10 protein-coding genes and 3 riboswitches are annotated in these 12,106 nt (G+C 65.8%); of the genes, 5 read left to right on the top strand and 5 right to left on the bottom strand.

Going from position 1 to position 12,106, the window contains the following annotated elements; all coding sequences use genetic code 11:
- The first annotated feature begins 5 nt into the window (after positions 1-5).
- Positions 6-428, top strand: coding sequence for a VOC family protein (locus tag ACZ5Z0_RS00475; protein ID WP_464109414.1), 423 nt, complete (start codon positions 6-8; stop codon positions 426-428).
- A gap of 4 nt (positions 429-432) precedes the next feature.
- Here the strand turns inward: ACZ5Z0_RS00475 and ACZ5Z0_RS00470 are convergent, their stop codons facing one another.
- Together ACZ5Z0_RS00470 and ACZ5Z0_RS00465 are read right to left on the bottom strand one after the other, a co-directional pair.
- Positions 433-1,704 carry a hypothetical protein gene (locus ACZ5Z0_RS00470; RefSeq protein WP_464109413.1) on the bottom strand — a complete coding sequence of 424 codons (1,272 nt, stop codon included), beginning with the start codon at positions 1,702-1,704 and terminating at the stop codon, positions 433-435.
- A gap of 80 nt (positions 1,705-1,784) precedes the next feature.
- Positions 1,785-2,525, bottom strand: coding sequence for an SOS response-associated peptidase (locus ACZ5Z0_RS00465; protein ID WP_464110667.1), 741 nt, complete (start codon positions 2,523-2,525; stop codon positions 1,785-1,787).
- 194 nt (positions 2,526-2,719) lie between these two features.
- Here ACZ5Z0_RS00465 and ACZ5Z0_RS00460 point away from each other — a divergent pair, with 194 nt between their 5' ends.
- The 3 genes from ACZ5Z0_RS00460 (at position 2,720) to ACZ5Z0_RS00450 (ending at position 4,816) form a co-directional block, all read left to right on the top strand.
- A complete protein-coding gene (locus ACZ5Z0_RS00460; protein WP_138769191.1) occupies positions 2,720-2,977 on the top strand; it encodes a mycoredoxin in 258 nt (85 codons plus the stop codon).
- A gap of 109 nt (positions 2,978-3,086) precedes the next feature.
- Entirely contained in the window at positions 3,087-4,172 is a 1,086-nt protein-coding gene (locus tag ACZ5Z0_RS00455; protein ID WP_464109412.1) for an S-(hydroxymethyl)mycothiol dehydrogenase, read from the top strand.
- The gene (locus tag ACZ5Z0_RS00450) at positions 4,169-4,816 is read left to right on the top strand and encodes an MBL fold metallo-hydrolase (RefSeq protein ID WP_464109411.1); all 648 of its coding nucleotides are present in this window, start codon (positions 4,169-4,171) and stop codon (positions 4,814-4,816) included. Before ACZ5Z0_RS00455 ends, ACZ5Z0_RS00450 begins: the two co-directional genes overlap by 4 nt.
- Before the next feature lie 252 nt (positions 4,817-5,068).
- On the opposite strand, the gene ACZ5Z0_RS00445 is transcribed toward ACZ5Z0_RS00450, so the two are convergent.
- The 3 genes from ACZ5Z0_RS00445 to ACZ5Z0_RS00435 form a co-directional block, all read right to left on the bottom strand.
- Positions 5,069-5,947 carry a methylenetetrahydrofolate reductase gene (locus tag ACZ5Z0_RS00445; RefSeq protein ID WP_464109410.1) on the bottom strand — a complete coding sequence of 293 codons (879 nt, stop codon included), beginning with the start codon at positions 5,945-5,947 and terminating at the stop codon, positions 5,069-5,071.
- Positions 5,948-6,075: 128 nt separating this feature from the next.
- The gene (purU, locus tag ACZ5Z0_RS00440) at positions 6,076-6,951 is read right to left on the bottom strand and encodes a formyltetrahydrofolate deformylase (protein WP_464110666.1); all 876 of its coding nucleotides are present in this window, start codon (positions 6,949-6,951) and stop codon (positions 6,076-6,078) included.
- A 44-nt stretch (positions 6,952-6,995) separates the two neighbouring features.
- Positions 6,996-8,465, bottom strand: coding sequence for an amino acid permease (locus ACZ5Z0_RS00435; protein WP_464109409.1), 1,470 nt, complete (start codon positions 8,463-8,465; stop codon positions 6,996-6,998).
- A gap of 156 nt (positions 8,466-8,621) precedes the next feature.
- A riboswitch (glycine riboswitch) is annotated at positions 8,622-8,719 on the bottom strand.
- Between the two features lie 283 nt (positions 8,720-9,002).
- A riboswitch (glycine riboswitch) is annotated at positions 9,003-9,102 on the top strand.
- A 1-nt stretch (position 9,103) separates the two neighbouring features.
- Positions 9,104-9,200: riboswitch (glycine riboswitch) on the top strand.
- Positions 9,201-9,237: 37 nt separating this feature from the next.
- Here ACZ5Z0_RS00435 and gcvP point away from each other — a divergent pair.
- A complete protein-coding gene (gcvP, locus tag ACZ5Z0_RS00430) occupies positions 9,238-12,102 on the top strand; it encodes an aminomethyl-transferring glycine dehydrogenase (protein WP_464109408.1) in 2,865 nt (954 codons plus the stop codon).
- Positions 12,103-12,106: the final 4 nt, after the last annotated feature.

Here is a 12,106-nt window from a genome sequence, read left to right as displayed (position 1 = left end):
GAACGATGCAACCACGAGTCGACTTCATCTCATTGGGCGTCCGCAGTGTTGACGCCTCACGCCGTTTCTATGCCGAGGCCCTCGGCTGGCCCGTCCACCGCGAGGTGCCGGGCGAGGTGGTCTTCCTGCAGGCCAACCACGGGCTCATCCTTTCACTCTGGGACGCCGGACAGATGCAGGCCGAGGCGGGGACCGACGCCCCCGCCGGTGTCCCCTGCATCACCCTGAGCCACAACGTGGGCAGCGCCGAGGAGGTGGACCAGGCGATGCGCCAGGCGGAGGCCGCGGGCGCCGTCATCGTGGCGGCGCCCAAGACCCAGCCATGGGGCGGCTACACCGGCTACTTCGCCGACCCGGACGGTTTCCGCTGGGAGGTCGCCTTCAACCCCACCTGGACCGTCGACGCCGCCGGCAGGGTCACGGTCTAGGACCCTATTCGCCAGCGATGACTTGGGCCGAAAACATGTCCGCGGCCGGTCCACCCGCTGTGACGAAATCTTTCAACAGCGCCAGCCCCACCGAGAGCGGCAGCGAGAGCCTCCCCCGGTACTGCGGCTCAAGCATTGTTTCCGGTGACGCCCCCCAATCATCCGGCTCCCCCACCAGCCTGGTGAATGTGCGTCCACGAACAAATGGTTTCTCGGGTTTCTCCGTCATCCGCTGTTCCAGAACATGCGAATCCACGGAGAGCAAACTCAGTGTCATCAGCTCGGGGCGCGCCGCCTTATCGAGCCAACGTCCGAAACCAAGGAAGTAGCTTTCCCGGATCTCACTGGCCAAGACTCCGGTTTCTTCCTGTAGCTCACGATTGGCCCCGTTCGCCGCAAGTTCAGCCAGTGGAAGCGCATCGCTGCCCTGAAAATCCCTCGGCTCCAAGGCACCGGACCCGCTTGGAGCCAACTGTCCGCCGCTGTTGAGGTTATGAATTCCTTGATCCACGATGAGCAACTTGCCATCGCTCGTAAATGCCATGACCGAGGTGCCCACCACGTTCACGAGCCACGAGTCGCGAAAATCCCGGAGCACCCCGCGTCGGGTAATAAAAAGCCTCCGCCCATGGTCCTCACTGAAACGACCCCCCTGGCTTACGTCGTGGAGCGCAAGTTGGTCCGTTTCGATGTGTTGAAAGTACGTTGCAGGCTGAAAATCAATCCAACGGGGCAGCTCAGCCTCCACCCCCATGCCGACGTTGGAGTTCCATCCAAGGATGGGCCCGTCAAAGACATGCCTCACCTTTATTTTTTCGTCCAGAAAGCGCTGGCCCAAGGTGCTGAGCGCCGGGGGAACAGTGAACGGAGTGGAGTCCAGCCTCGCCTCAAGTCCGTCCCGGAGCGCCGAGGTCACCACGTTGTCCGAGAGGAAGGATCCGTGCGGATACTTCAGATAGGAAAACCGATAATCGTTCTTTGCCGCCTGTACGACGCTTTCGAATGAATCGCTGACGCGCGGCTCAAACACAGTCGAGGAAACGGAACGCCGGTGGTCCCTGACCTCCACATACAACAACGCAAATGAGATTCCCGCCAGAAGCAGGTTGATCCATTCCGGGATGGTAATCCACACCCCGAGGAGGCCGATCAGAGCGAGCACCGTGCTGAGTACGATCCACCGCAGCCCCCTGGCCGTTCGTTTTATTCGATAGACCACGGTTGCCGACTCACGACCGATAATTGTCACCATTGCCCCCTTGGTGGAACCAGACATAGACCGACATAAACGTACCTTCGCCCCAGCCTGCACACCGGCAATGACCCTACGCTGAGCCAGGCGTGTTGGGACCTCCCCTAGAACAGGCTCCCCACCGGCTGAATCAACTCCGGGGAATCGTTCTTCACGTTTCCGACGGCGGTGCCGACGGCGTCGATCGTCCAGCCCTCCGCGACATCGTGCGCGCCGGCCCGCACCAGCCCCACAAGGCCGGCGGCATCGTCGGCCTGCGGATCCAGCCACATCGCCATCGTCTCCCGGTCCATCGGCAACGGAACCCGGTCATGCAGGGCCGTCAGTTCCGCGAGCATGCCTCCGGCGAAGCCCTCCGGCGGGGAGTCGGTGGTCAGGATCGACGTCGAGAGCAACCAGCGCTCCGGATCCCCCTCGGCTTTGGACGGGTCCTTCCACCATTCATAGAGGCCCGCAAAGACCACCGGACTGCCGTCCTTCGGGTGTACGTAGTAGGGCTGCTTGCCGCGGCCTTCGCCCTTCCACTCGTAGTAGCCGTCCGCCGGTACGGCGCAGCGCCGGGTGCGGGTGGCCTTGCGGAACGCGGGTTTCTCCAGCACGCTCTCACTGCGCGCGTTGATCATCTTCGAGCCGATGCCGGGGTCCTTGGCCCAGGACGGCACGAGTCCCCAGCGTGCAATGTGCAGTTGCCGCACCCGACGGGCGGACGACTCGCCGTCCACCAGCCGCTCGAGGAGGATCGGTACGTCCGCGGTAGGGGCGACATTCCACGATGGAGGGATGACCACCTCCTCCTCGAGTTCGGCGTCGAATTCGGCCAGCAGGTCCCCGACGGCCCGGGCCATCACGTAGCGTCCACACATGGCACCAGCATGCCACCGGGCCAATTCGTTGTCATCCGCAGTCGCCGGGTCGCGCCCAGCGGGAATAGCGGCTCCCGGGTTACGGTTATTGCAGATAACGTACGACTTTTGTCGGCAACCGGCGCTGCCACCCACACCGTCAAGCAGCGTCGTCAACGAGCTTTGAGGAGAACTTCGTGGACTTCACCCCCGATTCCGGCACCATCACCATGTTTTCGACCACCTGGTGCGGCTACTGCAACCGGTTGAAGAAGCAGCTTGATGCCCAGGGCATCGGCTACACCGAGATCAACATCGAGGAAGTCGAAGGCACCGCCGAACTCGTGGAGAAGCTCAACGGCGGCAACCGCACCGTGCCCACCGTGCTCTTCCCGGACGGCACCGCGGCCACCAACCCCTCAGCGGCCGAGGTCAAGACCCGCCTCGCGGCCTAAGCCTCTCAGGACCCACCACCACACCACGTGCGGCGCGGACTCCCGGCTAATCCCAGGAGCCCGCGCCGCGCCGTTTCCCTGACGGAAGCGGTGATGAAAGGAGCCACCCATGGTCCACAAAGTCAAGGGCGCCGTCGTCCGGTCCAAGAACGCACCCGTCACTCTCGAGACCATCCTGGTCCCGGATCCCGGACCCGGAGAGGCCCTGGTGGACATCCTCACTTGCGGCGTCTGCCACACCGACCTGCACTACAAGCAGGGCGCCATCAACGACGACTTCCCGTTCCTGCTCGGCCATGAGGCCACCGGTGTGGTCAGCGCTGTCGGCCCCGACGTCACCGAGGTGGCCCCCGGCGACCGGGTGGTGCTGAACTGGCGTGCCGTCTGCGGCGAGTGCCGTGCCTGCCGCCGCGGCGAACCGCAATACTGCTTCAATACGCACAACGCCGCGCAGAAGATGACCCTTGAGGACGGCACCGAACTCACCGCGGCGCTCGGCATCGGCGCCTTCGCCGAGAAGACCCTCGTCGCCGCCGGCCAGTGCACCAAGGTGGACCCCGACGCCGACCCCGCCGCGATCGGCCTGCTCGGCTGCGGCGTGATGGCCGGCCTGGGCGCCGCCATCAACACCGGCAACGTCCGGCGCGGCGATTCCGTCGCCGTGATCGGCTGCGGCGGAGTGGGCGTCGCGGCCGTGGCCGGTGCCGCGCTCGCCGGCGCCACCACCGTGATCGCGGTGGACATCGACGCCAAGAAGCTCGAGCGAGCCAAGGATCTCGGCGCGACCCACACCGTGGACTCCTCCGCCGTGGACCCGGTCGAGGCAATCCGCGAACTGACCGGCGGCTTCGGCGCCGACGTCGTGATCGACGCCGTGGGACGGCCCGAGACGTACAAGCAGGCCTTCTACGCCCGCGACCTCGCTGGCACGGTCGTGCTGGTGGGCGTCCCCAGCCCGGAGATGACCCTGGAACTGCCGCTGCTGGACGTGTTCGGCCGCGGCGGCTCACTGAAGTCCTCCTGGTACGGCGACTGCCTTCCGTCCCGCGACTTCCCCATGCTGATCGACCTGTACCGGCAGGGCCGGCTGGATCTGGACGCCTTCGTCACCGAACGCATCACGATCGACCAGATCGAGGAAGCCTTCGAGAAAATGCACTCCGGCTCCGTGCTGCGCTCGGTGGTCGAGCTGTGAGCGGCGCCTCGGTGGACGGGCTCCGGATCGAGCAGCTGGTCACCTCCGGGACGTTCTCGCTCGACGGCGGCACCTGGGACGTCGACAACAACGTCTGGATCGTCGGCAACGACCAGGAATGCGTCGTGATCGATCCGGCGCACGACGCCGCTGCCATCGCGGCCGCCGTCTCCGGCCGGACCGTCAAGGCCATCCTGCTCACCCACGGCCACGACGACCATATCGCCGCGCTGGGCGGATTCCGGGGCCTGGTCAACGCTCCGGTCTACCTGCACCGGGACGACTGGATGCTCTGGGATCGGGTCTTCCCCGGGACCGAGCCGGACCGCGCGATCGAAGACGGCGACACGTTCGACGTCGCCGGCGTGCGGCTGGTGGCGCTGCACACGCCGGGGCATTCACCCGGCTCGGTCAGCTTCTTCTTGGCGAGCGAGGGCACGGTCTTCACCGGCGACACGCTGTTCCAAGGCGGCCCCGGGGCCACCGGCCGGTCCTTCAGCGACTTCCCCACCATCATCGAGTCGATCAAGGCCCGGCTGCTCACGCTGCCTGCGGACACGCTGGTGCGCACCGGGCACGGGGACACGACGACGATCGGCGCCGAGGCGCCCAAGCTGGAGGACTGGATCGCGCGGGGCCACTGACCCGGTGGGCGACGGTTCCCTTTTACCCCACTTCCACGAAAATGTGGTCGTCCCGGTGGAACATGCGCCGGCCCTCCATGCCGATGAAGAGGACCCACAGCACTGATCCGTCCGGCGTTGCGCCGTCCACTGTGCCCCGTCCGAGGAACCTCCTGTCGGCGGTGATCTGAACCGGCAGACCACGCGGGAGTGCCGCCCAGGGCAATCGCAGACCGCGCGGAGAGACGCCGGCGGCGCCCTCGGGCGTGTCCATCAGCCGCGTCCCGGCGTCGCGGCTGCCGGCGCTGCGGCGTTTTTGGCCCTGCGGACGGCCGCGTACGGTTCGAGGTTGTTGAACGTGTAGAGGTGGACACCGGCCAAGGCCGGCTGGACCGCCGACAGCTCGGACACGAGTCGTTGGGGAGAATAGTTGCCACCGTCCAGCAGCCGGCGGGCGAGCGGGCCCTTGCGGCTGATAAAACGCAGGGACGGCCCCACGCCGATCTTGGTCGCCAGGGAGACGAGTTTGGTCCGGGGGACGGACCCGGCGACTCCGGCCCACACCGGCAGCGTGACGCCCTCGCGGCGCAGCAACTCCACGTACCAGCTGATCCGGGCGCCCGAGAAGCACATCTGCGTGACCACGCTGGAGGCAAGATGCTGTTTTTCCAGCAGCGCATCGAGCATATGGAGCTGGCTCTGCTTCGGGTGCCCTTCCGGGTAGCCTGCGACGCCCGCTGCGATCCGCCCGCCGGAAAGCTCGGCAATGTCCTCCAGCAGGCGGGCACTGGTCGGGTAGGGGCCCGCTGCCTGCGCCGCGTCGCCGCCGATGGCGAAGACCTCGGTGACCCCGGCAGCCTCGCAGTCCCGGAGGATGCCGGCGAGTTCCGCGCGGCTTTCGAGGCTGCGGGCCGCGAGGTGCGGCACCACGCCGAAACCGAGCTGGCCAAGCTGGACTGTCGTCTTCACCGTGGGCTTGACCCCGTGATGCGGAAGGCAGGTCACGGTGAGTTTCGAGCCCGCCGGGAGGGTTGCCTGAACCCTGGCGACGATGCCGTCAGTGGGAACGATTTCCAGCCGCGTGGGAACCTCGGGATCGTTTCCGGCGGGCTGGGTTGAAGGGGAAGTGGACGTAAGAGAATGAACCGTCACGAAGTACTCCAAGGAATGGCCGGCGCAACGCGCCGGAGCGGACAGGGCCGGAACGGACGGAACCGGACCCGGCAGGTTCACCATGCGAAGCCCCGGACGAGGGGGCTTCGTACGGTCGGGGGGACGCGTCAGCGAAGGATGACGGTCCTGTTGCCGGAGAGAATGATCCGTCCTTCGGCATGCCAGCGGACGGCGTTAGTCAGGGCCTTGCATTCGGCGTCCCGGCCCACCGCCACCAGGTCAGCAGGCGTGTAGGTGTGGTCCACCTCGATCACCTGCTGGGCAATGATGGGTCCCTCATCCAGCTCGGAATTGACGTAGTGCGCGGTGGCCCCGACGGTCTTGACGCCCCGTTCGTATGCCTGGTGATAGGGCTTGGCGCCCTTGAAACTCGGCAGGAACGAATGGTGGATGTTGATGGCCTTGCCGGCGAGGCGGCCCGTGAGATTGTCGCTCAGGACCTGCATGTAGCGGGCAAGGACGACCAGTTCCACGTTGTAACTGTCCACCAGTGAGAGCAGCGTTGCTTCGGCCGCGGGCTTCGTTTGCTGGCTCACCGGCACGTGGTGGAACGGAATGCCATGCCAGGTGACGAGATCCTCGTGGTCCTGGTGGTTGGAGACGACGGCCACGATTTCGACGGGCAGTTCGCCGATGCGGGCGCGGAACAGCAGGTCGTTGAGACAGTGTCCGTACTTGGACACCATGACCAGGATCCGCTGTTTCCGGCCGTGGCGTTCCAGCCGCCAATTCATGTCCCACTCAGTGGCCACCGGAAGGAAATCCTGCCGGAGTTCTTCGACGTCGGCGTCCGCTACCCCCGCTGAGACGAAGTGCACGCGCATGAAGAAGTGCTGTTTTTGCCGGTCACCGAACTGCTTGATGTCGATGATGTTGCAGCCGTGGGCCAGCAGAAATTCCGAGACGGCGTGGATGATTCCGGGTGATTCGGCGCAGTCGAGGGTGAGGACAAATTCCGTGCCGGGCGCCACCGGCTTTTCCAACGCGGGGCGGGAGGACGGGGCGGCTGGTGTGGCGGGTCCGGTTGTCACAGGCTGTCCACCGCCTGGCGTCCGCTGGCAACATCCTGCTCAGACTGGAGTTCGTCCTGGAATGCCTGGTACCGCGCCAGGTGGGCCGGGCGGCGGCGCAGGACGAACCATGCCGCGCCGAGAATGATGAACCAGACGGGGGTCACCAGGAGCGCGGTGAGGGTGTCCGGCTGGGTGGTCAGGGTCCAGAGCACGAAGGCGAAGAAGGCGAAGACCACCCACACCATGGGGACACCGCCGGGCATCTTGAACTTCGAGGAGGCATGCAGGTGCGGGCGGCGCCGGCGAAAGGCAAGGTAGCTGGCCAGGATGATCGACCAGACGAACACGAAGCAGACGGCGGAAACGGTGGTGACCATCTCGAAGGCCTTGCCGATGTTCTCCCCCGCGTACATCAGGACCACACCGGCGAGCAGCAGCACGCAGGACAGGAACAGCGCATTCTGGGGAACCTTGCGGCGCGACAGGGCACCGAATCGGACCGGCGCATCCCCTTCCTGGGCCAGGCCGTAGACCATCCGGGAGGTGGAGTAGATGCCGGAGTTGGCCGAGGACATCGCCGAGGAAAGGACCACCAGGTTGACGACGGTGGCAGCGGCCCCGAGGCCGGCCAGGGAGAACATGGCGATGAAGGGGCTGTGTCCGGCGGCGAACTGGGTCCAAGGGATGACGGACATGAGGATGATGAGGGCGCCCACGTAGAAGAGCAGTACACGGACCGGGATGGAGTTGATGGCCCGGGGCAGGTTCTTCTCCGGGTCCTTGGCCTCTGCGGCAGTGGTGCCCACCAGTTCGATGCCCACGAAAGCAAACACGGCGATCTGGAAGCCGGCGACGAAGCCCATGAACTCATTCGGGAAGAAGCCCCCGTGGCTCCACAGGTTGCTAAATGTGGCGGGTCCGGCGTCGGAGCTGAATCCGCTGAAAATCATGAACAGGCCCACGATTATGAGCGCTGCAATGGCGATGATCTTGATGAGCGCGAACCAGAACTCGGTTTCGCCGAAGGCCTTTACCGTGGTCAGGTTCAGCAGCAGCAGGATGGCGACGGTGACCAGTCCGGGGATCCAGAGGGGCAGCCCGGGCCAGAGCTCCTGGGAGTATCCGGCGATGGCGATAACGTCGGCGATGCCGGTGATCACCCAGCAGAACCAGTAGGTCCAGCCGGTGAAGAAGCCGGCCCACGGGCCGAGCAAATCCGCGGCGAAATCGCTGAACGACTTGTAGTGCAGGTTGGACAGCAGCAGCTCACCCATGGCCCGCATGACGAAGAACAGCATGAAGCCGATGATCATGTAGACGAAGATTACGGAGGGGCCGGCCGCCGAGATGGTCTTGCCGGAGCCCATAAACAGGCCGGTGCCGATGGCGCCGCCGATTGCGATGAGCTGGATGTGGCGGTTGCTGAGCTGGCGCTCGAGGTGGGGGGCTTCAACCGGAGCCAAAGGTGGTCGGTGAATCGTCATGAGGAACTCCATCGTTCAAGTGGCATTTCGGTGCCACGATGATTCGGGTTCCTCCCCGCTCTGTCTTGGACCTGAGAGTTTCCGCGTTCCTGCCCCCGCAGACCCGCTTGCACCTTCGGTGAGCCAGGAACCTGCCTGGCTGCTTTCCAGAGTTGCCTCGCCGCGGCGGTACGTGGGCCTGAGAGATTCCTGGGGAGGATTTGCTCCTACGGCGCCTGCTGCATGTACCGGCAGGTCTCTCCCGCCGCAGATCATAGGCATTTTCATTTGTGAATGTTACGGAAGGCTTAGTGGCTTGGAGGTTAGCTCCGATCAAAAGCGCGCCGTCGTGGGTGCGGTGCCCCGGATGTGCCGGGACCTTCAGCCACCATGACCGGAACAGCCTTGAAGGACATCGTCCGGCCGAATCAGTGTGTGATGGGTCACTCGGAAAAGTCAAGCCCCGCAATTGTGACATTGCCAGGCGGCGGCGGTGTTGCCCCTCCCCCGGATGGCATGTACGGTGTGAGGCGAATCACCACATTCGAATATGCCTTTCGAGCCGTGGCGGGAGAGTCCTCCCCGTCACCCACGGGCAGGCGCCGTAGGAGCAAATCCTCCCCAGGAATCTCTCAGGCCCATGTACCGCCGCGGCGAGGCAACTCTGGAAAGCAGTCAGGAAAGTCCCTGGCTCACCGACGGTGCAAGCGGACAAAGGTCCGCGGAATCTCTCAGGTCCAATACAGAGCGGGGAGGAACCCGGTCCCCTCCGGCGCCTTGCGCCGGCCAAACCTTGGAGTTCCTCTTGACGGCTCAATCTATTTCATCCAATTTCGCCGACCGCCATATCGGCGCCCGCCGCGAGGCCGACGTCGACACCATGCTGAAGGCTGTCGGCTACGACAGTGTTGACGGCCTGGTAGATACCGCTGTTCCCGATTCCATCCGCCAGGAAAAGCCCCTCACTTTGGACGGCGCGCTCAGTGAAGTCGAGGTGCTGGCCGAGCTGCGCAGGCTGGCAGCGAAGAACAAGACCGCTGTGCAGATGATCGGCCAGGGCTACTACGACACCGTCACCCCGGCCGTGATCCGCCGCAACATCCTCGAAGCCCCGGCCTGGTACACCGCCTACACCCCCTACCAGCCGGAAATCTCGCAGGGCCGGCTCGAGGCGCTGCTGAACTTCCAGACCATGGTTCAGGACCTCACCGCGCTTCCGGTTGCCAACGCCTCCCTCCTCGACGAGGCCACCGCCGTCGCCGAGGCCGTGCTTCTCATGCGCCGCGCCAACAAGAACAAGTCCGCCCTCGACGGCAAGACCGTCCTCGACGCCGACTGCCTCCCGCAGACCATCGCGATCGTCAAGGGCCGCGCCGAGGCCCTCGGGTTCGAAGTTGAGGTCGCCGACCTGTCCGAGGGCCTGCCCGAGGGCGTCATCAACGGCGTCGTCCTCCAGCAGCCGGGAGTTTCCGGCCGGGTCTGGGACCAGTCCGGTGTGATCGCCGAGGCCAAGGAGCGCGGCGCACTGGTCACAGTGGCCGCGGACCTGCTTGCCCTGACACTCATCACTCCCCCTGGCGAACAGGGCGCGGACATCGCCGTCGGCTCAACCCAGCGCTTCGGCGTGCCGCTGTTCTTCGGCGGCCCGCACGCGGCGTATATGGCGGTGCGCGAGGGCATGGAACGCACGCTCCCGGGCCGGATCGTCGGCGTCTCCAAGGACAACGCCGGCGTCCCCGCCTACCGGCTGGCACTGCAGACCCGCGAGCAGCACATCCGCCGAGAGAAGGCCACGTCCAACATCTGCACCGCGCAGGCGCTGCTGGCCATTGTGTCCTCGTTCTACGCCGTCTACCACGGCCCGGACGGGCTGAAGGCGATCGCAGAGACCGTCCACAACAACGCCCGAGCCCTGGCCGCCACACTGAAGATTGCCGGCCGGGAACTGGCGAGCGACTCCTTCTTCGATACCCTCACGGTCCGTGTGCCGGGCAAGGCCGCGAAGGCCGTCGCCGCCGCCGACGCCCGGGGCATCAACCTACGGCCCATCGACGCGGACACAGTTGGCGTGTCCGTCGATGAAACCACGACGCCGGAGGTCCTCTCCGCGGTGGTCGTCGCCTTTGGCGCCGGTCCGCTCGTGCAGGCCAAGGGCTTCGAACTGCCCGGGTCGGTGCTGCGCACCTCCGACTTCCTGCAGCACCCGGTCTTCAACACGCACCGCTCCGAAACCCAGCTGTTGCGCTACATCCGCAAGCTATCGGACCGGGACCTCGCGCTGGACCGGACCATGATCCCGCTGGGTTCCTGCACCATGAAGCTGAACGCCACGGCCGAGATGGAAGCCATCTCCTGGCCGGAGTTCGCCTCCATCCACCCCTTCGCCCCGGCCTCCCAGACCGAGGGGTGGCGCGAACTCATCAGCGGCCTCGAGGCTGACCTCGCTGAGATCACGGGCTACGACCAGGTCTCCATCCAGCCCAATGCAGGCTCCCAGGGCGAGCTCGCCGGGCTGCTCGCCATCCGCGGCTACCACCACTCCCGCGGCGACGCCCAGCGCAACATCTGCCTCATCCCGGCCTCCGCGCACGGCACCAACGCCGCCTCCGCAGTGCTGGCCGGCATGAAGGTCGTCGTCGTAGCCACAGCCTCCGACGGCACGATCGACCACGCGGACCTCACCGCAAAGATCGAGCAGCACAAGGACGAGCTCTCCGCGATCATGATCACCTACCCCTCGACGCACGGCGTGTATGACGCGGACGTCCGCGAAGTTTGCGACGCGATCCACGCCGCCGGCGGCCAGGTCTACGTCGACGGCGCCAACCTCAACGCCCTGGTGGGCCTGGCCCGGCCGGGCCAGTTCGGCGGCGACGTCTCGCACCTGAACCTGCACAAGACCTTCTGCATCCCGCACGGCGGCGGCGGACCCGGCGTCGGCCCGGTCGCGGCCAAGGCACACCTGGCCCCGTTCATGCCCGGCGACGCGAACAAGCCCGCCGGCCAGGGCGGGGCAGGTGCGGCCATCTCGGCGTCCCGGTACGGCTCGGCCGGCGTGCTGCCGATCTCCTGGGCCTATGTGAAGCTCATGGGAGGGCAGGGCCTGACCGAGGCCACCAAGTCGGCCCTCCTGGCGGCGAACTACATTGCGTCGCGGCTCAACGACCACTTCCCGGTGCTCTACACCGGCGAGAGCGGACTCGTGGCCCACGAGTGCATCCTGGATTTGCGGGAACTCACGGCCAAGACCGGCGTGACCGCCGAGGACGTCGCCAAGCGCCTGATCGACTACGGCTTCCACGCCCCCACGCTTTCCTTCCCCGTGGCGGGCACCCTGATGGTGGAGCCCACCGAATCCGAGGACCTGGCGGAGATCGACCGCTTCATCGAAGCGATGATCACCATCCGGCAGGAAATCGACCAGGTAGCCAACGGCGATTTCACGCTGGAGAATTCTCCGCTGCGCAACGCGCCCCACACGGCGGCCGCCGTCGTCTCTTCCGACTGGGAGCGGGCGTACCCGCGCGAGCAGGCGGCATTCCCCGTCCACACGCTCAAGCAGGACAAGTACTTCCCGCCGGTCGGGCGCATCGACGGCGCCGCAGGCGACCGCAACCTGGTCTGCTCCTGCCCCCCGCTTTCCGAATTCGAAAACTAAGGAT

Source organism: Arthrobacter sp. T2-23 (genome assembly GCF_055398325.1).
The sequence above is the reverse complement of the archived record's forward strand: the minus strand, read 5'-3'. Positions and strand labels throughout refer to the sequence as shown.

Bases quoted from the DNA above. Each gene is read 5' to 3' on its own strand.
- ACZ5Z0_RS00470 (WP_464109413.1), bottom strand. From the start codon at position 1,704: ATGTCTGGTTCCACCAAGGGGGCAATGGTGACAATTATCGGTCGTGAG.
- ACZ5Z0_RS00455 (WP_464109412.1), top strand. From the start codon at position 3,087: ATGGTCCACAAAGTCAAGGGCGCCGTCGTCCGGTCCAAGAACGCACCC.
- ACZ5Z0_RS00435 (WP_464109409.1), bottom strand. From the start codon at position 8,465: ATGACGATTCACCGACCACCTTTGGCTCCGGTTGAAGCCCCCCACCTC.
- ACZ5Z0_RS00465 (WP_464110667.1), bottom strand. From the start codon at position 2,525: ATGGCCCGGGCCGTCGGGGACCTGCTGGCCGAATTCGACGCCGAACTC.
- ACZ5Z0_RS00475 (WP_464109414.1), top strand. From the start codon at position 6: ATGCAACCACGAGTCGACTTCATCTCATTGGGCGTCCGCAGTGTTGAC.